At 61.0% G+C, this 23171-nt stretch carries 18 protein-coding genes and 1 riboswitch; of the genes, 15 read left to right on the top strand and 3 right to left on the bottom strand.

The genetic code is table 11. The annotated features are described in order from the left end of the window. Positions 1-41: 41 nt before the first annotated feature. From bcp to ACFFSY_RS07255, 13 genes are all read left to right on the top strand, one after another. Positions 42-521: a thioredoxin-dependent thiol peroxidase gene (gene bcp / locus ACFFSY_RS07315; protein ID WP_377492146.1), complete on the top strand. Its 480-nt coding sequence runs from the start codon at positions 42-44 to the stop codon at positions 519-521. 403 nt (positions 522-924) lie between these two features. Beyond that, positions 925-1959, top strand: coding sequence for an AAA family ATPase (locus tag ACFFSY_RS07310; RefSeq protein ID WP_377492143.1), 1035 nt, complete (start codon positions 925-927; stop codon positions 1957-1959). Further along, entirely contained in the window at positions 1956-3791 is a 1836-nt protein-coding gene (locus ACFFSY_RS07305) for a DUF58 domain-containing protein (RefSeq protein WP_377492140.1), read from the top strand. The genes ACFFSY_RS07310 and ACFFSY_RS07305 overlap by 4 nt, the downstream gene beginning before the upstream one ends. Continuing rightward, positions 3778-6330: a DUF4129 domain-containing transglutaminase family protein gene (locus ACFFSY_RS07300; RefSeq protein ID WP_377492137.1), complete on the top strand. Its 2553-nt coding sequence runs from the start codon at positions 3778-3780 to the stop codon at positions 6328-6330. Before ACFFSY_RS07305 ends, ACFFSY_RS07300 begins: the two co-directional genes overlap by 14 nt. A 363-nt stretch (positions 6331-6693) precedes the next feature. Then, positions 6694-8232: a glutamine-hydrolyzing GMP synthase gene (gene guaA / locus ACFFSY_RS07295; RefSeq protein ID WP_377492134.1), complete on the top strand. Its 1539-nt coding sequence runs from the start codon at positions 6694-6696 to the stop codon at positions 8230-8232. Positions 8233-8689: 457 nt separating this feature from the next. Continuing rightward, a riboswitch (purine riboswitch) is annotated at positions 8690-8790 on the top strand. 138 nt (positions 8791-8928) lie between these two features. Next, positions 8929-10320 (top strand): NCS2 family permease, encoded by a 1392-nt coding sequence (locus ACFFSY_RS07290; protein ID WP_377492131.1) that lies wholly within the window; start codon positions 8929-8931, stop codon positions 10318-10320. A gap of 691 nt (positions 10321-11011) precedes the next feature. Next, positions 11012-12133 carry an ABC transporter ATP-binding protein gene (locus ACFFSY_RS07285; RefSeq protein ID WP_377492128.1) on the top strand — a complete coding sequence of 374 codons (1122 nt, stop codon included), beginning with the start codon at positions 11012-11014 and terminating at the stop codon, positions 12131-12133. Continuing rightward, entirely contained in the window at positions 12123-12914 is a 792-nt protein-coding gene (locus ACFFSY_RS07280; RefSeq protein ID WP_377492124.1) for an ABC transporter permease, read from the top strand. Before ACFFSY_RS07285 ends, ACFFSY_RS07280 begins: the two co-directional genes overlap by 11 nt. A gap of 10 nt (positions 12915-12924) precedes the next feature. Then, positions 12925-13746 carry an ABC transporter permease gene (locus tag ACFFSY_RS07275; protein ID WP_377492121.1) on the top strand — a complete coding sequence of 274 codons (822 nt, stop codon included), beginning with the start codon at positions 12925-12927 and terminating at the stop codon, positions 13744-13746. Further along, the gene (locus tag ACFFSY_RS07270) at positions 13743-14816 is read left to right on the top strand and encodes an ABC transporter substrate-binding protein (protein ID WP_377492118.1); all 1074 of its coding nucleotides are present in this window, start codon (positions 13743-13745) and stop codon (positions 14814-14816) included. Before ACFFSY_RS07275 ends, ACFFSY_RS07270 begins: the two co-directional genes overlap by 4 nt. Before the next feature lie 197 nt (positions 14817-15013). Continuing rightward, a complete protein-coding gene (locus tag ACFFSY_RS07265; RefSeq protein ID WP_377492115.1) occupies positions 15014-15553 on the top strand; it encodes a hypothetical protein in 540 nt (179 codons plus the stop codon). A 202-nt stretch (positions 15554-15755) separates the two neighbouring features. Beyond that, positions 15756-16373, top strand: coding sequence for a YdeI/OmpD-associated family protein (locus ACFFSY_RS07260; RefSeq protein ID WP_377492113.1), 618 nt, complete (start codon positions 15756-15758; stop codon positions 16371-16373). Positions 16374-16628: 255 nt separating this feature from the next. Beyond that, complete coding sequence (locus ACFFSY_RS07255; protein ID WP_377492111.1) at positions 16629-17651, top strand: LLM class flavin-dependent oxidoreductase; 1023 nt, start codon at positions 16629-16631, stop codon at positions 17649-17651. 142 nt (positions 17652-17793) lie between these two features. On the opposite strand, the gene ACFFSY_RS07250 is transcribed toward ACFFSY_RS07255, so the two are convergent. Then, the gene (locus ACFFSY_RS07250) at positions 17794-18702 is read right to left on the bottom strand and encodes a DUF8580 domain-containing lipoprotein (protein WP_377492108.1); all 909 of its coding nucleotides are present in this window, start codon (positions 18700-18702) and stop codon (positions 17794-17796) included. A 211-nt stretch (positions 18703-18913) separates the two neighbouring features. On the opposite strand from ACFFSY_RS07250, the gene ACFFSY_RS07245 reads away from it, so the two are divergent. Beyond that, entirely contained in the window at positions 18914-19216 is a 303-nt protein-coding gene (locus tag ACFFSY_RS07245; protein WP_377492105.1) for a DUF2325 domain-containing protein, read from the top strand. Positions 19217-19517: 301 nt separating this feature from the next. On the opposite strand, the gene ACFFSY_RS07240 is transcribed toward ACFFSY_RS07245, so the two are convergent. After that, positions 19518-21065, bottom strand: a complete 1548-nt coding sequence (locus ACFFSY_RS07240) for an alkaline phosphatase family protein (RefSeq protein WP_377492102.1) — start codon at positions 21063-21065, stop codon at positions 19518-19520. 316 nt (positions 21066-21381) lie between these two features. On the opposite strand from ACFFSY_RS07240, the gene ACFFSY_RS07235 reads away from it, so the two are divergent. Then, positions 21382-22113, top strand: coding sequence for a ZIP family metal transporter (locus ACFFSY_RS07235; RefSeq protein ID WP_377492099.1), 732 nt, complete (start codon positions 21382-21384; stop codon positions 22111-22113). A gap of 178 nt (positions 22114-22291) precedes the next feature. On the opposite strand, the gene ACFFSY_RS07230 is transcribed toward ACFFSY_RS07235, so the two are convergent. Next, positions 22292-23164: a LysR family transcriptional regulator gene (locus ACFFSY_RS07230; RefSeq protein WP_377492096.1), complete on the bottom strand. Its 873-nt coding sequence runs from the start codon at positions 23162-23164 to the stop codon at positions 22292-22294. Between the last annotated feature and the right edge of the window lie 7 nt (positions 23165-23171).

The following is a 23171-nucleotide window of genomic DNA, read 5'->3' as shown; positions in this document are numbered from 1 at the left end:
GGGCGTGTTTCAATGGCAAGAGAAGAAAGAGGTTATTGGTAATGGGAGCAATCAAAGCGAAGGCCGTTCTCGGCAAAAAGGCGCCGAACTTCACGCTGCCGGCCGCGAGCGGCAAGAACGTGTCGCTAAGCGATTATCTCGGGCAGAAGGTGGTGCTGTTCTTCTACCCGAAGGATTTGACGACGGCGTGCACGGCGGAAGCGTGCGACTTCCGCGACGCGATGCCGGATTTCACGGAGCAGGGCGCGGTGCTGCTCGGCATCAGCATCGACGATGTCGCGACGCATGAGCGTTTTATCGCGAAATACGACTTGCCGTATGAGCTGCTTGCCGATCCGGACCATAAAGCGTGCGAGCTGTACGGCGTCTGGCAGCTGAAGAAGCTGTACGGGCGGGAGTATATGGGTCTCGTGCGCTCGACGTTCCTGATCGACGAGAAGGGCAAGCTCGTTCGCGAGTGGCGCAACCTGCGCGTGAAAGGGCACGTGGACAACGTGCTGCAGGCGATGCGCGGGGAATAGGGACGAGGACGCAGTTATATGCAGGGAGAGGGCTGTCTCTTAGGAGGCGGCTCTTTTTGTCGTGTGCAGAAACAAGTTACGGGCATTGGAGCGGTGGCATGGCGGAAGTGATTTCTCGAAGAATGGTAATCACGAGATAGAGTTAGGTCGATTTTATGGGGCGAAGTATAGCGGGACGATCAGGGCGATCTCTCAGCTGAGGCATGTGGGGGAATGCTGTCAGGTAAAGCGCGTCGGGACAAGTGAAAGAGCGGCCGGAGCGTTGTTGTGGAGATGGAACAGCGAGTAGAAAGCGCATACGCCGCTTTTCTCCTAATCTACCTTGTCTAGCAGGTGTAAATCGCGCGGCGGATGGCGAGACTGGTAGGAAAAGAGGAAACTAGCGAAAGGGATGTGGGTAGAGATGATACCGCAGCCATGGAAGAGCGAGACGGAGTTGCAGCAGGTTGGAGACGGACGGGGAACGGACAATTGGACGGAGGCATCGATTCAATCGCTGCGGCTGATGATGAACCGGGTGAACGCGGTGCTGCTGGGCAAAAGCGAGGTCGTCGCGCAAACGTTCGCGGCGCTGCTGGCCGGCGGACACGTGCTGCTGGAGGACGTGCCAGGCGTCGGCAAAACGCTGTTGGCCCGCGCGATCGCGCGCGTGATGGGCGGGGAGTTCCGGCGCATTCAGTTCACGGCGGATCTGCTGCCTGCGGACGTCGTCGGCGGATTGGTGTGGGACGGCAAGCGCGGGGAGCTCGTCTTCCGCCAAGGACCGCTCATGGCGAACATCGTGCTGGCGGACGAAATCAACCGGACGCCGCCGCGGACGCAATCGGCGCTGCTGGAGGCGATGGAGGAGCGGAGCATTACGGCCGATGGCGAGACGATGCCGCTGCCGGATCCGTTCATGCTGATCGCCACGCAAAATCCGCTGCGCGACGACGGCACGTATCCGCTGCCGGAAGCGCAGCTGGACCGCTTCCTCATGCGGCTGTCCATCGGGTATCCATCGCCGGAGCACGAGGTGCAAATGCTGGAGAACGCGCCGCCGCGTCCCGCACCCGAGCAGCTGCGTCCGGTCATCGTGCCGGAGGAGTGGGCGCGCATGCAGCGGGACGCGCAGTCGGTGCATGTGCATCCGGCGCTGCTTACGTATGCGGTGCATATTGCGAACGCGACGCGTGCGGCGAAGGAGCTGGCGCTGGGCGCGAGTCCGCGCGCGTCGCGGGACTGGGTGCGGGCCGCGCAGGCGACTGCCTACATGGAAGGCCGGCGGTTCGCGCTGCCGGACGATTTCAAGCGGACGGCCGAAGCGGTGCTCGCGCACCGGCTCGTGCCGCGCGACGAAGCCGCGGCGGCCGGGCTGACGGCGGGCGAAGTGCTCGCGCGGATCATGGCCGCGGTGCCGGTCCCGGCGCCCGGCGCGGAAAGCGGAAGACGCCGATGAGCGGGCGGAAGGCGAGTAAAGGTGCGGGCGGCACGGCAGGGGCGGTTACGGGCGATACGATGCTCGCGAGCGCTGGAGCAGGGGGAAGCGAGGCAGGCTTGGGCATGGCGCGGTGGGAAGATGCCGCGCAGGCTGAGCGTACCGCCGAGCGAGGCCGCGAGGTGCCGGTACGAAGCCGGCACGCCGCCCGGCTGATGATGCTGGCGTTCGCCGGCGCAGCCGGCTTGGCGGCCGAGGCGCGAGGGGGCGCCCTGGAATGGCTGGTGTTCGCCGCGGCGGCCGCAGCTTCGGTCATCGCATGGATTGTGCCGTATCTCGCGACGGGACGGGTGGAGGCGGTTCGCAGCGTGGAGGCCGATCGGCTGGAGGACGGCGGCGACATGACGGTCAGGCTAACGATTCGCACCAGCCGTCCGATGCCGCTCATGTGGGTGGCGGTTCGCGAGGAAATTCGGAATGTATCGGCTTCCGGCGAGAGCGCAATGGAGGCCAATTTCGTCTATATGCCGTGGTTCCGCCGTTCCCGAACGCTGACGTACACGGTTAGCAGCCTGCGGCGCGGGGAGCTCGCATTCGGCAGACCGACCGTCGCGTGCGGCGATCTGCTGGGCATGACGACGAGAACGTTCTACCCGGCAGGCGAGAGCAGGGTGACGATTCGTCCTCGCCCGCCAAGAGGCGAGACGCCGTATCCGCTGGGCGGGGCGCTGCATGGGAGCGTGGAAGATGGAGGCAAGGGCGCTCTTCCGACTGGAGCGGCCGCCTGGCAGCGGGATGGCCGCGTCCGGCTGCAGCCGGGCGCCAATCCGCAGACGCGTATTTATCGGCCGGGCGACCCGCTGAGGCTGGTGAGCTGGCGGGCGATGGCACGGGGACTCGGGATGCAGACGCGTGTCGCCAGTCCCGATCCGCCTGGCGAAATCGCGCTGCTGCTCGATATTTCGGCCGCTTCCTATGCAGGCAGCGACCGGCAATTCGACGCCGCCGTCGGGCGGGCCGCCGCCGCGATGAGGGAGGCGGTCGTCGCAGGACGCAGCGCGACGCTGCTCGCGGGCAGCCGCAGATGGCGGGTGCGCGCCGGAGACGGGGCGGCGCTGTTAGCCGCCGAAGAAGAGCTGGGCCGGCTGCGCGCGAGCGGGGAGATCCGTCTGGGCGAGTGGCTGCCGGCCGCGCTGGCGGGGCTGCCCCGCGGGGCGGACGTCGTCTGCGTCACCGCCGATCCGCGATCGATCAGGCCGGAGCCGCACCTCTCGGGGCGCGCGGGCAGAGCGGCAAGAAGAGCCGCCCGTGCGGGATTTGCGGGGCATGTCGGGGCTACCCAGGGGACGGCAGGTTCGGAGGCGATCGCGCGCATAGCGGCTGACTTCAAGGAACAGGCGAACGCAGCGGCGCAGCCTGCGGACGGCTCGAATGCAGCGGGCATCGGTGTCGAGGCGCGGATAGCAGATCGGCATCTTAAGGCTACGGGAATGACGGATGCCAAGACGGGCTCGGATCGAATGTCCGCGCATGGCCATGACCGCAGACAAGATCGTTCCGCGGGCGATGAAGGGCGAAAGGCAGGCCGCCGGCGAGGCGCGATCGTGGAGACGGAGGCGTTGGAGGGAATGGAGCGTTTGGCGGCGTCCGCCAAGTGGGTGCAGTCGCGCGGCGGCCTGTTTCGCCTGTGGCTGGGCATTGGCGGCGTTGAGGGACAATCGGGCATGCCGCAGCTGCGCGCGTGGGGAACGGGCATGGAGGTTCTGCCACTGCCGCTTACGGCATCCTATATGATCGAGCCGGCCGTAAGGGCGGAATCGACGGAAGGAGGGACGCGGTATGGACAGTCGTAATGGGCGCATGCCGCATGGTTCAGGACGGTCGCGCGCCCGTGCGGAGAAGCTGGAGATGATCGCCTTCTTCGGCCCGGGGATGCGGCGTCTGCTGACGACGGCGCTCCTGTTCGGGCTGTTCATGGAATGGCTGCTGCCGCTCGTACAGTTGAGCAAATACACCGAGCTGTACCGGATCGCCCCGGTCGCCGCCGCGGTCGGCGGCTTCCTGGCGGTCGGCCTGCTGATGCCGCCCGTCGCGGCGTCGTTCGCGGCCAACGCGTCCATCGTCGTGCTCGCGGTCGGATTGATTTATTCCCCGCACGCCGGTTCCCTATGGGCTGCGCTGATGCGGATCGCGAATGCGGTGCGGGCGGACGCGATGCTGCTCGCGCAAGGCTCGCTTGCTTTGAGCGGGGAGACGCGTACGCTGCTGCTCATCAGCGGACTTGGCATGATGGCGGCGGCGATCCAGTCGCTCGTCTGGCTTCGCCAGTGGGGGCTCGGCTTGACGGGACTTACGCTCGTCTATTTGATGCTGCTGCACAGCTTCTTGGGGCTCGACGTCATGGGCGCGGTCGTGCGGACGCTGGCGGAGGGGCTGCTGCTGCACGGGCTTCTGCTCGCGCCTAGGCTCGAGCGGCTGTTCGGCGCGCCGACCCCGGTCCGCGGCGAAGATGGCGGCGGGATTCTGGGCTGGCCCGCAGGCTGGTGGCTGGCAGCGGGGGGCATGACCGTCCTGCTGCTTGCCGCCGGCGGAGCGGCAGCCTTCGGCCGGCCGGTCGAGAATGTCGCCGCGCCCTGGGCGCGGCAAACGATCGCGTGGGGACAGGCGCATCTCACGGAAGAGGCCATCGCGGCGGCGATCCGGGAACGCAATCTGGAAGCGTTCCTGGAATCGCCCGATGGCGGGATGAACGGACGGACAGGTTACGGCTTCGACGACGGCGAGCTTGGCGCGCCGATCCGGACGAAGCAAGAGCCGCTGTTCACCGTTCGGGCGGAAGAAGCGGTCTATCTGCGCGGCGAGAGCAAGAGCCGGTACGATGGACGAGGCTGGCTGTCGGAGCCGGATCGGCTGGAGACGCGGCCTGTCGGCCAGACGCATAGCGAAGGCAAGGCGGTCTCGGCCCAAGCGGAGGGGACGGACGCGGCGACGGCTAGCGGTGCGGGGGAAGCAGGAGCAGTTGACACGGTGGAGATCGCGGTTCGCGCGTTGAAGCCGGAGCCGGGCTGGCCGCTCATGAGCGCCGGTCCGTCGTCGGTCGTAACGGCGCTTACGGTCAAGGGAACTGGCGAAGCTCCCGCGACTTATCGGACTGATCCGGAGTCGGGTGCGCTGTTTCCTTCGAGTACTGCGATTATCGGATCGTATACGGTCCAATCCCTTGTGCCCAAGGAAGATCCGCAGCTTCTTCGGGAAATGCAAGGCCTCGTAGACGATCCGGAGGAGATTCGCCGCGTCTATACGGCGCTTCCGGCCACGCTGCCGAAGCGGGTGAAGGAGCTGGCGGATTACGCGGCCAGCGGCGGCGGCGGCGTCCGCTACGACACGGTCAAGGCCATTGAAGCGTTCTTGAAGAGCTCGTACGCCTATACGCGCAAGGATACGGCGGTCCCCCCCGATGGCGCGGATTTCGTGGACGACTTCTTGTTCAATCAGAAGCAGGGGTACTGCGTCCATTTCGCGACGGCGATGGCGGTGCTGCTGCGGGCGGAGGGCATCCCCGCCCGTTATGTGAAAGGCTTCGCGCCGGGACAGCCGGCTTCGGCGGAGACGCAGAGCGCGGCCGAAGCGGCGGGGCTTGGCGCCGCTTCGGGCCGGCTGTACACCGTGCGGGCGAGCGACGCGCACGCGTGGGTAGAGGTTTATTTCGGCGGCGTCGGCTGGGTCGCGTTCGACCCGACGCCGGGCATTACGGCGGCGGGGCTTGCCGCCGCCGCGGGCGCCCGCGGCGAAGCCGGCGAGGCTGCAGCCGCCGCGCTGCGCGGGCCTGACGCGGCGGCCGGTGGCGGCGGTGCCGCGCAGGGGGCTGCGCGCGCCGCAGGCATCGCCGCGCGCGCGGTTCAGTGGCCGGCGGCGATGATGGCCGCCGCCGGGGATGCGGCGCGCGAGGCGGGCACGCTCGCGCGGGAAGCCGCCGGCGCAGCCGGGGCGCGGCCATGGGCCGCGGCCGGGCTGGCCGCGGGCGCCTTCGCCGCCGCCGCTGCGCTTGCGGCGGCATGGCGCGGGCGCGAACGCGCGGCGTTCGCGGGGGCGCTGCGCCGGTACGGCAGCGCGCTCGACGCGGGCCGGCACGTCGCGGCCCGCGGGCACTTCCTCGCGCTCGCCGACCGGCTCTGGCGCGAGCTAACCGAGCGCTGCGGCCCCCGGCCAAGCGCGGGGACCGCGCGCGAATACGCGGCGGCGCTGAGCCTGCCGCCGGAGAGCGCCGGCCTGCTCGCCGAGTTCGTCCGGCTCGACGAGCAGGCGCGTTACGCCGCCGATTGGACGCGTCTCCCGGCGGCGGAAGAGCTTGGCCGGCTCGTCGCCGCGATCCGGGCGATCGGCCGCAAATAAGACAGAGGCGGCGGCTCTAATTCCGAGCCGCCGCCTCTTCTTTTTTTACCGCTCCGCCACACCGGGCAGCCTATTGCGTAACAGATTGTTCACGTCCTCCGCGATATCGCGGCTTCACCGATTTCGGACCGCGGCGCTGCCGTGAATCCGTCCGCTTGGCGCACGAGCGAGCGGGTGCAACCCGCGCCGTTCCCGGCTTTCGACACGGTCGGACAGGCGCTGGACAGCCTGCGTGAAACCTGCACCAAACTGCCTATGCAGGCCGATTTTCCCATTCGACAGGAGCTGCCTTTCTTCCTTGACTGTGTCGGAATCGCAAAGGTATAATTGTCCCAATGATTTGAGGGAGGCTCGGGTGAGCGAATGAATAAACCAAATGAAATGATCGTTGTCCTCGATTTCGGCGGACAATACAACCAGTTGATTGCGCGTCGGATTCGGGATTTGGGCGTCTATAGCGAGCTGCTGCCGTACAATACGTCGGTAGAGCGGATTCGCGAATTGCAGCCGAAAGGCATCGTATTCTCGGGCGGTCCGGCAAGCGTGTACGAGGAGAATTCCCCGCTCGTTGATCCAGGCGTGTACGAGCTCGGCCTTCCGATCTTCGGCATTTGCTACGGCATGCAGATGATGTCCCACCAGCTCAGCGGCAAAGTAGAGCGCGCGGGCAAGCGCGAATACGGCAAAGCGGAAGTGGATTTCGTCGCCGACAGCCACCTGGTGCAAGGGCTGGAGAGCCGCCAGACGGTGTGGATGAGCCATAGCGACCTCGTCGTCGAGCCGCCGGCCGGCTTCCGCGTGGACGCGAGCACGGAGCACGCGCCGATCGCGGCGATGTCGCACGCGGAGCGCAAGCTGTACGCGGTTCAATTCCATCCGGAAGTGCGCCACTCCGTCTACGGTAACGAGATGCTTCGCAACTTCCTGTACAACATCTGCGGTTGCGAAGGCGACTGGAGCATGAGCACGTTCATCGACGACACGATCAAGGATATCCGCGATCAAGTCGGCGACAAGAAAGTGCTGTGCGCGCTGTCCGGCGGTGTCGATTCGTCCGTCGTGGCGATTCTGCTGCACAAGGCGATCGGCGACCAACTGACTTGTATGTTCATCGACCACGGTCTGCTCCGCAAGGGCGAAGCTGAGAGCGTAATGGAGACGTTCGTCGGCAAGTTCGATATGCATGTAGTCAAGATCGACGCGAGCGAGCGGTTCCTCGGCAAGCTGAAGGGCGTCGACGATCCCGAGCAGAAGCGCAAAATCATCGGCAACGAGTTCATCTACGTCTTCCAGGAAGAGTCGGCGAAATTCGCGGACTTCGAATTCCTCGCGCAGGGCACGCTGTACACCGACATCGTGGAGAGCGGCACGGCGACGGCGCAGACGATCAAATCGCACCATAACGTGGGCGGTCTGCCGGAAGACATCAAATTCAAGCTCGTCGAGCCGCTGAAGGCGCTGTTCAAAGACGAAGTGCGTAAAGTCGGCGAAGAGTGCGGCTTGCCGGAAGCGATCGTATGGCGTCAGCCGTTCCCGGGTCCAGGTCTTGCGATCCGCGTGTTGGGCGAAGTAACGGAGGACAAGCTGAAGATCGTCCGCGATTCCGACGCGATCCTGCGCGAAGAGATCATCAAGGCGGGCCTCGACCGCGAGATCTGGCAGTATTTCACGGCGCTGCCGAACATGAAGAGCGTCGGCGTCATGGGTGACGCGCGCACGTACTCCTACACGGTAGGCATCCGTGCCGTAACGTCCATCGACGGCATGACGGCCGACTGGGCTCGTATTCCGTGGGATGTACTGGAGAAAATCTCCGTGCGTATCGTTAACGAAGTCGACAACGTCAACCGCATCGTGTATGACGTGACATCGAAGCCGCCGGCAACGATCGAGTGGGAATAGGATATATCTGGAGGTTTGGCAGCAGGATTGCTGCCAAGCCTCTTTTTGCGTTGACAACGCGTTAGAACGAGCGAGCGGTTTCGTGTAAAGAGGGGGGATGCATGCTCGCTGCCCCTGCCCGCAATGTCGTCAGGTTAAGCGTAATCATGCGGGCGAAGATTTCGCAGCCTTCGGTTGGCGTTGGCTTTCACTCGCTCCCCTGCCCGAACCGATTCTGGGCAATCCCGTCTGTACGTACGCAGTATGCGATCCCGAACATTCGTTGTCCGGCCTCTATCCGCACTTACGCTGAGCTGTTTTCAGAAAGTTCGCATAAACCGCTGCTTTTCGCGTTTTGGTCAACTGCGCACCAACCAATCCTTGTAAATGGCGAATGATGGCATCGACAAGAAAGACGAATGTTCGTAATATTTTGTTGACAAATGTCGCTTATTCCTCGTATGATGAGGACAGCTAAGAACACAAATATGCATATTTTCGTATAATCTTGAGAATCGGCTCAAGAGTCTCTACGAGGTCACCGTAAATGATCTATCTACGAAAAGCAGCAAGAAGTCGCGAGGAACCGTGCCTGGATGGGTGGCTCCTCGCATACTTTTGCTGTTTTGCGGGAACCTAGAGAACATGCCGTACGGCATTATTTTCTAGGTTCTTTTGTTTGTTCTGACATATTACCCTTGGGAGGGCAATACAATCATGAATGGTTTCTTTCGGTTGAAGGAACACGGAACAAATGTTAGAACAGAGATTTTGGCAGGCCTCACGACTTTCATGACGATGGCGTACATACTGGCGCTGAATCCGAACATTCTCGGGGCATCGGGCCTTAGCGCGTATTCGGTCTTCCTCGCGACCGCGCTGGCGGCAGGGATTTTCACGATCGTGCTCGGATTGTTCGTCAACTTCCCGGTTGCGCTCGCGCCAGGGATGGGCTTGAACGCGTATTTTGCCTCGACGGTACTGGCTTCCAAGGCGAGCAATTCGCCGATTACGCCGGAGATGGCGCTGACCGCGGTGTTCATGTCGGGGATCATCTTCCTCATTCTGACGATTACGCAAGTCCGCCAAATGCTGATCGTGGCGGTTCCGGACAGCTTGAAGCATGCAATCACGGTCGGCATCGGCCTTTTCATTACGATTATCGGTTTGAAGAACAGCGGCATTATGACAATCGGCGTCGAGAACACGGTGACGGATATTCCGAAAGGCGTGTTCACGGACGTGCTTGGATTCGAAACGGTTATCCATATGGGCGATCTGGCAAGCCCAAGCGTCTACCTGACGTTCACGGGCCTTGCGCTCATCGCAATCATGATGGTGCTGCGCGTGCCTGGCGCCATTCTGTGGGGGATTCTGGCGACGACGGTTATCGCGATCATCACGGGTAACGTGCATGTCGGCGACACGCTGAGCAATGGCGATTGGGTGCCGGACTTCAGCCAACTGAACTTCTGGGACTTCGATTTTGCAGGCGTGTGGGAGACAGGCCTAGTCTCCGTCATCGTGACATTCACGTTCGTGGAATTGTTCGATACGTTCGGTACGCTGATCGGTACCGCGAACCGCGCGGGCATTATGAAAGATCCGGCGGAAGGCAAGAAGCGCGTCGGCAAAGCAATGTTCGTCGATGCGGTTGCCGTCAGCGGCGGCGCGATGCTCGGCACGAGCACGGTAACGGCGTACGTCGAAAGCTCCGCGGGCATCGCGCAAGGCGGACGCACCGGTCTGACGGCCGTCTCGACGGGCGTCGCGTTCCTGGCCGCGCTGTTCCTGTGGCCGCTGATCTCCCTCATTCCGGGTTCGGCTACGGCCGCGGCGCTCATTATCGTCGGCGTGCTGATGGTACAGTCTGTGAAAGAGATCGACTTCCAAGACATGGTGTACGCGATTCCGGCATTCTTCATCATCGCGTTCATGCCGTTCACGTACAACATTGCGAACGGGATCTCGCTTGGTCTCGTGTCGTATGTCCTGCTTGCCGTATGCGGCAACCTGCGCGACAAAGGCAAATACAAAATCCACTGGCTCATGTGGGTTCTGGCCGTGCTGATCGTCCTGCGCTACGTGCTGGTCGGCAGCCAAGGTTAATACGAATTATTAGTAGGAAGCAGCGTCCGGGAGGGCGCTGTTTTTTATGTGACGGGGGAGGAAGAGAAGGGGAGGCACAAGGGGGCTTCGGACGTGAAAAAGGTGGGCGGCTGTTCCGAGGGGACGTGCGAGCTTTAGGGCCTCGCGCCATGTTAATGAAGGGGAATTGGACGACCAGCACGATAGTGGTTTGTGGATCGTTAACTTGGCGGCTGATCCTCTTGAACGGTACGATCGTGATTTGTGGATCGTTAACTTGGCCGTTGAGCCTGTCCACCGGTTTGATAATGACTTGTGAAGCGTTGATGGATCGCCTCTCACATCCTATGGACGCGAAAAATACACTTCATTCTATCGAAGTCCTGTCCAATAGTGGCCCCTACCTGACTATTGCCTCTCATTCACTGCAAATCCGCCCCAATAACGGCATCTAACCCACTATAGCCCCGCAGCCTCTCAACCTCGCCACGGTCGGCGTCTCTGCTTTGACTACTCCATGCTTTGTTCAACCCACCCACCTCGGATTCGTCACAGCTCGACGCGCTTCGCCAATCGCTCGTATTCCCCCGATCCCGCTTGCCGAATCCGTGAAAACTGTTGTAAAACCGCGTCTTTCGTTTATGATAGTAGCATACGGCGAAAGCCAAATTTCGAGGGTCTTCGGGAAAGAAGGAAGGGGGAGATAGCGGACATGTCCGATCAGACGATTATCCGCTTCGAGCACGTTACCAAGCGGTACGATCAGGACGCGCCGGTGCTCGACAATGTCAGCTTCGAGATCGAACGGGGCAAGTTCTACACGCTGCTCGGCCCGTCGGGCTGCGGCAAAACGACGATACTGCGCCTGATCGCGGGGTTCATCGAGCCTTCGCAGGGCAATATTTATTTCAACGGACGCATCATCAATAACGTGCCCGCCAACAAACGTCAGGTGAACACGGTATTTCAGGACTACGCGCTGTTCCCGCATTTGAACGTATTCGAGAACGTCGCGTTCGGCCTGCGGGTGAAGAAGGTGTCCAAGTCGGAGATTCAGAAGAAGGTGACCGAAGCGCTCCGCTTCGTCAACTTGGCCGGCTACGAGAGTCGCGAAATTACGGAGATGTCCGGCGGCCAGCGCCAGCGCGTCGCGATCGCCCGGGCGATTGTGAACGAGCCGGAGATCATCCTGCTCGACGAGCCGCTGTCCGCGCTTGACTTGAAGCTGCGCACCGAGATGCAGTACGAACTGCGGGAGCTGCAGCGCCGGCTCGGCATCACGTTCATCTTCGTCACGCACGATCAAGAAGAGGCGCTGGCGATGTCGGACGAGATTTTCGTCCTGAACCAAGGCCGCATCCAGCAATCCGGCACGCCGATCGACATTTATGACGAGCCGATCAACCGGTTCGTGGCGGATTTTATCGGCGAGTCGAACATCGTGCCGGCCCGAATGAAGGCGGATTACGTCGTCGAATTCGCGAGCCGCACGTTCGAGTGCGTCGACAAAGGACTGCAGCCGAACGAGGCCGTCGAGATCGTCATTCGTCCGGAGGACCTGGAGATTACCGCGAGCGGCAAAGGAAAGCTGCAGGTGCGTGTCGATTCGCAGCTGTTCCGCGGCGTCCATTACGAGATCAAAGGCATCGACGAGGCAGGCAACGCGTGGCTCGTTCACTCCACCAAGCGGGCGGAGGTCGGCGCGCAGATCGGTCTCGACTTCGATCCGGAAGCGATCCACGTCATGCGTTTCGGCGAAACGGAGGAAGAGTTCGACAAGCGGCTGGAGTCGTACGAGGGCAATGTGACCGGCGGTGGCGGCCATGGTCACTAAGGCGCGCAACCTCTACTTAATCCCGTACGCGATGTGGATCGCGCTCTTCGTCATCGCGCCGATCGTGCTTATCGTGTACTATTCGTTCTTCGACGTGAACGGGGCGTTCACGTTCGATAACTATGCGAAGTTTTTCACGCCGGTCTATATGCGGATGACGCTCAATTCGTTCTGGTATGCGCTGCTCATTACGTTGTTCTCGCTGCTCGTGGCGTATCCAACGGCGTATTTGCTTACCCGGACGAAGCATAAGCAGCTATGGCTGCTGCTTATTATTTTGCCGAGCTGGATCAATCTGCTGCTGAAAGCCTACGCCTTCATCGGCCTGTTCGGCACATACGGCCTGACCAACGCGGTGCTGGAGACGATCGGCATCGGGACGCGGCAAATTTTGTTCACCGACTTCAGCTTCGTGTTCGTGTCGGTGTATATTTTCATTCCGTTCATGGTGCTGCCGATCTACAACGCGCTCGAGGAGCTGAATCCAACGCTCGTGTACGCTTCGCGCGACCTGGGGGCATCCTGGTGGACGACGTTCCGCCGGGTCGTGTTCCCGCTGACGCTGGACGGGGTGAAGTCGGGGGCGCAGGCGGTGTTTATTCCCGCGCTGTCGCTGTTTATGATTACGCGGCTCATTGCCGGCAACCGGGTCATTACGCTCGGCACGGCAATCGAGCAGCATTTTCTCGTCACGCAGGATTGGGGCATGGGGGCGACGATCGCCGTCTTCCTGATCATCGCGATGGCGCTCATTATGCTTGTGACCGGGAATCGGAGGTGAGAGCGGCGGGATGAACAAGAAAGGTGCTCGCTTGGCTAACCTGTATTTAATCGCGGTATTCGCGATCCTCTACGCGCCGATCGCTTATTTGATGGCGTATTCGTTCAACAGCGGCGGCACGATGCACGGCTGGGATGGCTTCACGCTGGAGTGGTACGAGGAGGTATTCGCGGACACGCGGCTGCTAATCATCGTGCTGAACACGTTCGTGATCGCGCTGCTGTCGTCGGCGATCTCCACGATCCTCGGCGTCATCGGGGCGCTGGCCATTCGCCACGTCCGCAGAAGGCAGCCGCGCAACGCGCTGCTGTCGCTCAATAACGTGCTGATCGTCAGTCCCGACGTCATTATCGGGGCGTCGTTCCTCATTCTGTTCACGATGATCGGCATCAAGCTCGGCTTCGCGTCCGTGCTGCTGTCGCACATCGCCTTCAGCGTGCCGATCGTCGTGCTCATGGTGCTGCCGAAGCTGCAGGAGATGAGCCCGTCGCTCATCGACGCGGCGCGCGACCTCGGGGCGAGCGGCTGGGATGTGCTGACGAAGGTCGTGCTGCCGTACATCAAACCGGGGATCTTCGCCGGCTTCTTCATGGCGCTCACCTACTCGCTGGACGACTTCGCCGTCACGTTCTTCGTCACGGGCAACGGCTTCTCCACGCTGTCGGTCGAGATCTACTCGCGCGCCCGCCAAGGCGTGTCGCTGTCGATCAACGCGCTGTCGACGCTGCTGTTCCTGTTCACGGTGCTGCTCGTCATCGGCTACTACTTCATTAACCAGCGCACGAGCCGATCGCAAGTACGCGGCGCCGAAGGGGGGCGTGCGGTGCGATGAGACAGCTGGTGCAACTATTCGCGGCGGTCTTCATCGTCGCGCTGGGCCTCATGTACGCGACGTCGCTGCTCAATTCCTCCCAAGGCTATTCGGGCGGCAACACGCTGACCATTTACAACTGGGGCGATTATATCGATCCGGATCTTCTCGCGGAGTTCGAGGAGGAGAGCGGCATCAAGGTCATCTACCAGACGTTCGATTCCAACGAGGCGATGATGACGAAGATCGAGCAAGGCGGGACGACGTTCGACGTAAGCGTGCCTTCCGAGTATGCGATCAGCAAAATGAAGGAAGAGAACCTGCTGCTGCCGATCGATCACGGCAAGCTTCCGAACTTGAAGCATATCGACGAACGGTTCATGAACCTGTCGTTCGACCCGGGCAACGAATATTCGGTGCCGTATTTCTGGGGCACGGTCGGCATTGTGTATAACCCCGACCTGCTTGACGGCAAGACGCCAACGAGCTGGAACGACTTGTGGGACCCGTCGCTGCGCAACAATATTTTGCTCGTGGACGGCGCGCGGGAAGTGATCGGCTTCGGGCTGAACAGCTTGCATTATTCGCTCAACGATACGAACGAAGCGCATCTGCAGGAAGCCAAACGCAAGCTGGATGCGCTCACTCCGAACGTGAAGGCGATCGTCGGCGACGAGATCAAGATGCTGCTGGCGAACGAGGAGGCGGCCGTCGGCGTCGTCTGGTCGGGCGACGCGTCGGAGATTATGTCCGAGAACGAGAAGCTCGACTACGTCGTGCCGGAGGAAGGCTCGAACCTGTGGTTCGACAACATGGTCATCCCGAAGACGGCGCGCAATATCGAGGGGGCTTATGCCTTCATGAATTTCATGCTCGATCCGGAGCATGCGGCCCGGAACGCCGAATACGTCGGCTATTCGACGCCGAACAAGGAAGCGCTCGCGCTGCTGCCGGAGGACATCTCGGGCGATACGCGTTTCTATCCGAGCCCGGAGCTGACGGAGAAGCTGGAAGTGTACGACAACCTCGGGAAGAAAATGCTCTCGCATTATAACGAGCTGTTCCTAGAGTTTAAGATGCATCGCAAATAGAATAAAGTGGCCATACTGGGGTAATGAGGGCTGGCATGATGCGCATCGCGGTCGTGCCGGCTCTTGTATTTCTATCTCGCTGATGGGCTAGCTAAATGCTGCGCGGTATTATCCGCACGCAATCCAATTGGCAGTGGCCGAATGCTGCAGGCGACAGCGCCCGAAGAGCCGAATCAGGAAAGCGGAGGAAACAGAGGATGACGACGTTAAGGCAACAATTCGAACAAGCGGGCATTGCACTGCGCAAAGACGTGCCGGCAGACATCCGCGAGGCGACGGATACAATCGGCGACGCAGAGACGCTGCTGATCGTCATGGGCGGCACGGTGGCGGAAGGGGCGCCGATGTCGGACCACCTTTGGCATTTCGATATGGCGAGCATTCATGGTCCCGGCGATTACGCAGCCATTGCGGCCGAGCTTTGCCGGTTGTCCGGCGGCGTGCTGCCGATCGAGGATATTGCCGATGAGTTCGACACGGAGAATGAACGCGCTTATCTTTCATTTACCTACAAGGGGCAACGCCACATGTGGGAGTTCATGGTCGATGGGGATTGGACGGACACGAATATTTTCGTCGGGTTCGAGCATCTGCTGGCACAGGCGGGGAGCGGGCTGCGGTTCACGTGTTACGCCTGGGAAGGCTCGGATGGACTCATCGGCTGCGCGACGCCGGAGCAGGTCGAACGGATCGCGGAGCTGACGGGCGTTCGCTTCGAGTGGCTCGTGGCCGATTAGTCTGCTTGCCCTCGGTCGAGCGGGCTCTCCTCGGCAGGTTAGCCGGCCGGATTTACAGCCGCCGTTGTGCGGCTTTTTTTCATTCCACATCCCGCGATGATACAATAATAGCCAGTATAGACGTTGCATCACGTTCGTCTGCAAGGGAGGTCCGATTTGCCGCACACCCTCGCAGAATGGATGTGTCCAAGGAGGGCTCGACATGGCGCGTCAAGACGAAGGAGAACCGATATTCTTCGAATCGCCCGCCGCATTCCGGCAGTGGCTGGAGGACAACCATGAACGTCAGCGCGTACAGTGGATAGGGTATTACAAGAAAGGAGCGGGCAAGCCGACCATGACGTGGCCGGAGTCGGTCGACGAAGCGCTCTGCATCGGCTGGATCGACGGGCTGCGCAAAAGCATCGACGAGGAGCGGTACATGATCCGCTTCACGCCGCGCAAGCCGGATAGCATCTGGAGCGCGGTCAACATCAAGCGAGTGGCGGAACTTACGGCGGAAGGACGCATGCGACCGGAGGGACTTCGGGCGTACGAGCTGCGCAAGGAAGCCAAATCCTCCATCTACGCGCACGAGCAGGAGAGTCCAGCCGCGCTGACGGACGAAGAGGAGCGGGAATTCCGCGCCAGCGGCGAGGCATGGACGCAGTTCGAACTTATGGCGGCGTCGTACCGGAAAATCGCGCTGTGGTGGGTGGCCGGCGCCAAACGGGAGGTCACGCGGCGCAAGCGGCTGACGGCGCTGATTGAAGCATGCGCCAAGGGCGAGAAGCTCGCGAAGCTGCAGTGGGGAACGAAGAAGAAAGAAGCGGCGGAGTAACGGCGTGCATGGCTAGATCAGACCGCCGTCGGGCAGCCGCGAGGCTGACAGGGGACTTCCGGAACCGGGCGGCGTGAGCTTGAAGCGAATGTTTGCTCGGGAGGATGGCGATAAGGCCCCGGTGCTTGCTCCTGCCTGTTCCCATGATCGTACGGCAGGATGTGCCTCACCATGGATTTTTGTGCGTAAATTATATATACTTTATTTTTGTGAGTTATATTAGGTTGTCATCGATGCGAGGGAGGTGCGATGGTCATGCTGCGATTAAGCGTATTGGACCAAACGCCCGTGCCGGAGGGCAAGTCGGCGGCGGAAGCACTGCAAGATACGATTGAATTGGCGAAATTAACGGAGCGGCTCGGTTATCATCGCTTCTGGATGTCGGAACACCACAGCACGAAGGGGCTTGGCCATTCGTCGCCGGAGGTCATGATTGCGGCGGTCGCCGCACGGACGTCGACGATCCGCGTCGGCTCGGGCGGAGTCATGCTGCCGCATTATAGCGCGTACAAGGTGGCCGAGAACTTCCGGCTGCTGGAGGCGCTCTATCCGGGGAGAATCGATCTGGGGCTGGGCCGGGCGCCGGGCGGCATGCCGGTGGCGACGCGCGCGCTCCAGGAAGGACGGATGGGCGGCATCGACCGTTACCCGCAGCAGGTCGATGATCTGCTGCATTATTTCGGCCTCGTGCCGAATGCGGATCATCGCTTCCCGGGCTTGATCACATCGCCGGTCATCGAGTCGGCACCCGAGGTCTGGCTGCTGGGCTCCAGCGACGATAGCGCGGGACTGGCCGCGGAGAAGGGGGTCTCCTTCTCGTTCGCGCAGTTCATTAACGGCGCCGGCGGCGCTTACGCGGTCAAGGCATACCGCGACCACTTCCAGCCGAACGTATCGGGACAGCAGGCAGGGGCTATGGTGAGTATTTTCGCCGTGTGCGCCGATACGGACGAGGAAGCGGAGCGGCTGGCGTCGAGCTTCGACTACCAATTCCTGCAGCTGGAGCAGGGCCGGCTGTCCGAGGGCGTCGTGCCGCCGGAGAAGGCGCTGGCGTATCCGTATACCGCGGTCGAAATGATGCGCGTGCGCGAGAACCGCAAGCGGATCGTCATCGGTTCGCCGGAGACGGTGAAATATGAGCTGCTGCGCCTGGCGGACGCGTATGGGACAAACGAGATGATGGTCGCCACGATCGTGCATGATTTCGAAGCGAAGCGACGCTCTTATGAGCTGCTGGCGGAGGCGTTCTGCCTGCAAGGCGCATCTTCGCAAGGATAATAGATTGGCGGGTAAAAACAAAAACCACCGCGGTTCTGCGCTGATGTCGCAGAAATGCGGTGGTTTTTAGCTTCGTCAGGACAGCTGGGCGGCCCGCTCGGGCGCGACCCGCGATTCGCATTCCGCCGTTCCTTCCCGAGTACTACTCTTTGGCGATCGTATTCAGCGAAGCGAACGCATGCGGGCCGAAGCCTTCCGACGCTTCGCCGGCTGGCATCGTCACATTGAATTGATAGCCAATGCCGTCGATATCCTTCACGATGACCTCTTTGGTCTCCTTGTCGGAGCTGGCGAGCAGGAACAGATCGGCGTCGCGCATCGTGGAGTTGATCTCGTCGCCTTTCAGCTCGCGCACCTCGCCGGTTGCGGACAAGGCCTTCTGGGCTTCTTCGCGCAGCTTATCCAGCTTGTAATCGGCTGGGAGCTGCACGATCTCTGCCTTGTAATCCGGGAAGTTCTTCATGGACAGCGCGCCCGACTTCGCGTCGAAGTCGAACAGCTCGTCGAAGACATATAACGAGTAGCCTTCGCCGCGCGCGAGCTTGGCGGTCTTCTGCTCCTTCATGCCCTCGATCTCGAGCGTCAGCTTGGTTGTCTCCGCGCGCGTTACGCCGCCTGCTGCGCCGCCTTGCGCCGCTTCGGCCTTCTGGATCTTAGTCAGCACGCGCTGCTTCGAAGAGGCATCGCCTTCGATGGCGACCTCCTCATATTCGAACGTGACGGGGTCGTTCTCCTCCAGCTGCTCGAGGATAGCCGGATCGATCGACTCGCCGAGCTGGAAGGCGGTCGGGCCGTCCGGGGTCTCGATTTCGACCGTATGCGAATCGGCCGCGCCGTTATATTTGCCGGTTCCCTGCAAGATCGGATTGTCGGCCGGAGCGGGATCGGTGACGCTTCCCGCGTTGCCTGGCGCGGTCCCTTCATTATTCGTTGCGCTGCCGCTATCGGGCGGGGTGTTCGTGTTATTGCCGCCGCCGTTGCTGCATGCCGCGAGCGATACGGCCAGCACGGCCGTCATCAGGATGGCTGCCAGTTGTTTGGATTTGTTCATCGTTAAGCACCTCCATCTGTATTAACGATTCGGCGGTGGGAATAGTTGCAAACCAATAGATCATTCTTACCCGCTGCACCGTATATGCAAAAAGTTGGCGGGTGGCTTGGTTCTTTTCCGACTAAATCGATTGACATTTACGCATATTGGGTTAAGATGGAAGTAACCCCACGGGGCATCGAAATGAAATCATGGAACGGGAGGCGTGGTTATGAGCAGAACAAGGGTCGCGATCATCGGCGGGAGCCAGACGGAGACGTTCAAGAAGCTGGGCGACAAATTAGGCTTTATCGTGGAGCATCACGACGGGAAGACCGGCGGCGGATCGGTGGAAAGTTATTTTCAGCGGATCATTAATAAGGCGGATATTATCATCATCCTGCGCGGGGCGATCAAACATACGTCGATGTGGGCGGTTCGCGAGCTTGCGGAGAAGAAGGGGAAGAAGATCGATTATCATGACGGATTCGGCGCGACCGGCGCGCTTGAGAAGGCGATGCGTCTCGTTGGGTAGCAGGCGGGATGGAAGTTCGGCCGGGCAACTGGCACGATCCGACTCACCGACTAGTGTCTTCGGTGTGACAATGCGACAAGGCCGGATTGACGACGACGGAGAAGCAACCGTTATGATCTGTATGGGCACCCCACGCGGGGAACACGACTAGAAGGCTGGTGGCCGCAATTATACCTTGTATGCAGCAATAGACCCTATCCCGGGCAAGACGGGATGAGGGTCTATTTTGATTGTATTATTTTGATTTGCGCCAAGCTGATGAAAGCCGCATTCCGATCATGCGATTAGGCACGCGAATCCATCACTTCAAGCCGACCGCTTTGCCGTCGAGATTCCAAGCCGCCTGAACCGGCACGCCGAGGTGCGCCAGCGCGGTGACCATGACATCGGTCTGATTGGTCGCCCCGCTAATCGGACCCATGCTTGCGCTGTCGCCGCTGGCGATGAAGAAGATCGTGCGCTCTTCGATGCTGCTGCCGCCATGGTTGGTGCCTTTGCCGCCGTGGTCGGTCGAGAGTAGGATTAGCCAATCCTCCTGTGCGTAGGTTGGCCGGTTCTTGATTGCGCTCACGATCGTGCCGATCTGACCGTCGACGGTCTGGAACGCGCTGATGTATTGCGGCACGGTGGTGCTGAAGCCGTACGAATGACCGGCGTGGTCGACGTCGTCGAATTGGAGGAACAGGAAGTCGGGATTGCCGTTCTGGAGCAAATTGACGGTCTCGGTGACGACGGCTGCGTCGGTGGCAACATTCTTCTCCAGGTCGACGCCGTCGACAAGCGACGTGTTGATCGGCGACCAATGCACGATGGAGGCTGTCGACAGCGCGGATTGATATTGCTCGGCTCGTTTCATGAGCGAAGGATACTGCGTGAAATTGGCGTTCGTCCAGGAATTGTCCGTCACGCCATGCTTGGCGAACCAGACGCCGCTATGCAGCGTGGACCAGCCGGTCGCGCTCCACGTATAGTTCGAGTTGGCATTGGCGCTCCACGTGTAGGCGCCGTTTGCGACGAGCGCGTCGATCGCCGGCGTATTAGCCGCTTGGAGCGCGTCCGGACGAGCACCGTCAATGCCGATGACGATGACTTTTTTCTTCTTCGGCAGCGCGGGGGCGGATTGATAGAGGGCGGCAATTTCGCCTTCGGACAGCTCGCGTTTGAACAGCTGGAACTCGTCGAGCTTGGCGTTCAACGCGTAGCCGTACGCGCCCGTGCCGTCCTGCGCGATGTTCGTGCCGTACGTCGTGTCGATGCTGCCGGTCTTGGCCGCGATGTTGACCGTGTTAACGAGCTGGCCATCTTTATAAAATTTTGCCGCCCCATCGCGGTTATGAGTAATGGCGATATAGTGCCAAGTGCCGTCGGCGACGCCGGAGATCGTCGCGTCCGTGCGCGTCTGGCCGGCGGGCGTGTAGTTCCATTTGAGCGAACCGTTCGACTGCAGCGACAGCACCCACCCGGCGTTCGCCCCGGAATTCCAGTTCTTGTTGCCGATGATGGCGGGATCCCCGGATACGCCCGAGGATTGAATCCAGAAGGCGACCGAATAGTCCGTTGCCGAACCGAACGTCGTGCTTGCCGTCTTGCCTAGATTGAGGTATTGTCCGGCGGCGGTGAACGAGATTGCGCTGCCGACGCGGCCTGCCGTAAAGGCGGGCGAGCCGTTCAAGGCGACGGAGGTCTGGGATGCCGAGGTATCGGAGGTGCTGCCTTCGAATTTCAGCTGAAGCGAAGCGTCGGTCGGCACGGTCGCCGCGGCGGATGCCGTACTCGAGGCGGCAAACGGAGGAAGCGCCACCAAGGCGGCGAGCAGCGCCGTGGCAGATAGACGAAGCGTTCTGTTCATTATGGTCTCTCCTTCAATAATTGAATTGCAACACATTACATAATAATTACATGCATTACTGTGTTTTATTATGCTTTCTGTTGCTTAATTTGAAGGATACGAGCCTAAGATTATCGGATTGTTAGCTTCGCATGAAGAGATCGTGGAGATGGAATTGAGGGATGCGAAAGCGGGTATGCATGGAAAGGGTTGGAGGGAACCTATTTCTATGGTTGAATAGAGGAAGCGCGGCGTAACGTTGCACATTGACACCTTCCTGCCCGCTCGCCGTATAAAGGACATCGTCTTCATAGGCATAAGAAAGGAGTTCGGAGCATTGGAAGCAGCTCTTATCGGAAGTTTCATCTCCGCGATGGCGACCGTCCTCGGCGCCGCCCCGATCTTCTTCATCCGCAAACTATCGGAGAAGTGGAAAGACATTCTGATCGCATTTACGGCCGGCATTATGGTCTCGGCCTCCACGTTCGGCCTCATGCCGCAGGCGATCGAGGAATCGGGCATCGTGGCGCTGACGCTCGGCATTGCACTCGGCATTTTCATCCTGGACATGATCGAGAAGAACATTCCCCACGTGGATGCCTGGGAGGGCAGCCGGATGAGCTCGTTCGACAGCAAGTCGCTGCTCGTCATCATCGCGCTGTTCATCCACAACATTCCCGAAGGGCTCAGCACCGGGTTCAGCTATGCAAGCGAGGATGCGGGGCTCGGTCCGCTCGTGGCGATCTCGATCGGCGCCCAGAATATGCCGGAGGGGCTCATACTCGCCGTGTTCTTGATTAATTCCAAGGTGAGCAAGCTCAAGTCGCTGGCCGTCGTCACGTTGACCGGCCTAATGGAGGCGGTGTCCGCGGTGGCGGGCTACGGGCTGGCCAGCTACGTCGAGAATCTGATCGGCGTCGGACTCGCGTTCGCCGCCGGAGCGATGATGTTCATCGTGTACAAAGAGCTCATACCGGAAAGCCATGGGCACGGCTTCGAGCGGTCGTCGACGTATTCGTTCATCGGCGGCCTGCTGGCGATGGTCTACATTAGTTATTGGTTCGGGTGAGCGAAGGCGCGGGAGAGGCGGTCGCCTAGACGGCCATTGGCCCAAACACGCCGCTCTGCTGCCGCACCGGCAAAGAAAGAACGTCTCGACGTCGAACCCGTTCCGGCAGCAGCCGAGATGCAAAAGGCCGTCCCCGCCATGCGCGCGCATGCTGCGGGGACGGCCTTTTGCCGCTTCGTTACGTCACCTTCTGTCCCTGCTCTCGCACCAGTTCGATAAAGTGGCGGGTGACGGGGTCGAGCCATTTGCGTTTATGATGGATAATTTGCGTGTAGAACGTAATGTCGGCGTGCCGGAAGGCGAGCGGCACGAGCTTGCCTTCGTCGAGCTCGCGGCTGACCGCGATGTGGGGCATAAGCCCGATGCCAAGTCCGAAGCCGACGCACTGCTTGATCGCTTCGAGCGAACCGAATTCGTTGTGGATATGGTAGTCTACGCCGTGCTTGGCAAGCAGGCGTTCGAATGCACACCGGTAGACGCAATTTTTCTCGGTAGCGATGTAGGATTGCCCGAACAGCTCCGCGACCTCCAGCCGTTCCTGGCCATGCAGCGCGTGGCCTGGCGCGGAGACGAGGACGAGCGGTTCTTCGCGCACGATAATGTTGGTCAGATCGTCATCGTCGTACGGGAGGTCCAGCGTGACGCCGACGTCGAGCTCCCCCGTCTTGACGCCCTGCATGACCTGCTGCTCGCTTAGGGGCCGTACCTGCACATTGATTTGCGGGTAGCACTGCCGGAAGCGCTGGAACACGGGCGGGAGGAAGAAGGCGACCATCGACTCGATCGTGCCGATCACCAGATTCCCTTTGGTCTGCCGAGAGATGACGTGCTTGGAGTCGTCGTACAAGGCCAAGATTTGCTCGAAAATGACATGGAGCTGTTCGCCAGCCGACGTCAGCCGCATGGAACGGCCGAACCGCTCGAATAGGACGACGCCGTATTCGTTCTCTAGCTTCTGGATGTGGGCGGTTACGCTTGATTGCACATAACCGAGGTTCTCCGCGGCCTTCGTGAAGCTGTGGCAGCGGGCGACCTCCATGAATGTTTTCAAATACGTG

Source organism: Paenibacillus aurantiacus (assembly GCF_042431225.1).
GTDB lineage: Bacteria > Bacillota > Bacilli > Paenibacillales > Paenibacillaceae > Paenibacillus_Z > Paenibacillus_Z aurantiacus.
Note: the sequence above shows the minus strand (reverse complement) of the source record. Positions and strands in the feature narration are given on the sequence as shown.

Excerpts from the sequence above, each read along its gene's own strand:
- bcp (WP_377492146.1), top strand. The coding sequence starts at position 42 with ATGGGAGCAATCAAAGCGAAGGCCGTTCTCGGCAAAAAGGCGCCGAAC.
- ACFFSY_RS07310 (WP_377492143.1), top strand. The coding sequence starts at position 925 with ATGATACCGCAGCCATGGAAGAGCGAGACGGAGTTGCAGCAGGTTGGA.
- ACFFSY_RS07305 (WP_377492140.1), top strand. The coding sequence starts at position 1,956 with ATGAGCGGGCGGAAGGCGAGTAAAGGTGCGGGCGGCACGGCAGGGGCG.
- ACFFSY_RS07300 (WP_377492137.1), top strand. The coding sequence starts at position 3,778 with ATGGACAGTCGTAATGGGCGCATGCCGCATGGTTCAGGACGGTCGCGC.
- guaA (WP_377492134.1), top strand. The coding sequence starts at position 6,694 with ATGAATAAACCAAATGAAATGATCGTTGTCCTCGATTTCGGCGGACAA.
- ACFFSY_RS07290 (WP_377492131.1), top strand. The coding sequence starts at position 8,929 with ATGAATGGTTTCTTTCGGTTGAAGGAACACGGAACAAATGTTAGAACA.
- ACFFSY_RS07285 (WP_377492128.1), top strand. The coding sequence starts at position 11,012 with ATGTCCGATCAGACGATTATCCGCTTCGAGCACGTTACCAAGCGGTAC.
- ACFFSY_RS07280 (WP_377492124.1), top strand. The coding sequence starts at position 12,123 with ATGGTCACTAAGGCGCGCAACCTCTACTTAATCCCGTACGCGATGTGG.
- ACFFSY_RS07275 (WP_377492121.1), top strand. The coding sequence starts at position 12,925 with ATGAACAAGAAAGGTGCTCGCTTGGCTAACCTGTATTTAATCGCGGTA.
- ACFFSY_RS07270 (WP_377492118.1), top strand. The coding sequence starts at position 13,743 with ATGAGACAGCTGGTGCAACTATTCGCGGCGGTCTTCATCGTCGCGCTG.
- ACFFSY_RS07265 (WP_377492115.1), top strand. The coding sequence starts at position 15,014 with ATGACGACGTTAAGGCAACAATTCGAACAAGCGGGCATTGCACTGCGC.
- ACFFSY_RS07260 (WP_377492113.1), top strand. The coding sequence starts at position 15,756 with ATGGCGCGTCAAGACGAAGGAGAACCGATATTCTTCGAATCGCCCGCC.
- ACFFSY_RS07255 (WP_377492111.1), top strand. The coding sequence starts at position 16,629 with ATGCTGCGATTAAGCGTATTGGACCAAACGCCCGTGCCGGAGGGCAAG.
- ACFFSY_RS07250 (WP_377492108.1), bottom strand. The coding sequence starts at position 18,702 with ATGAACAAATCCAAACAACTGGCAGCCATCCTGATGACGGCCGTGCTG.
- ACFFSY_RS07245 (WP_377492105.1), top strand. The coding sequence starts at position 18,914 with ATGAGCAGAACAAGGGTCGCGATCATCGGCGGGAGCCAGACGGAGACG.
- ACFFSY_RS07240 (WP_377492102.1), bottom strand. The coding sequence starts at position 21,065 with ATGAACAGAACGCTTCGTCTATCTGCCACGGCGCTGCTCGCCGCCTTG.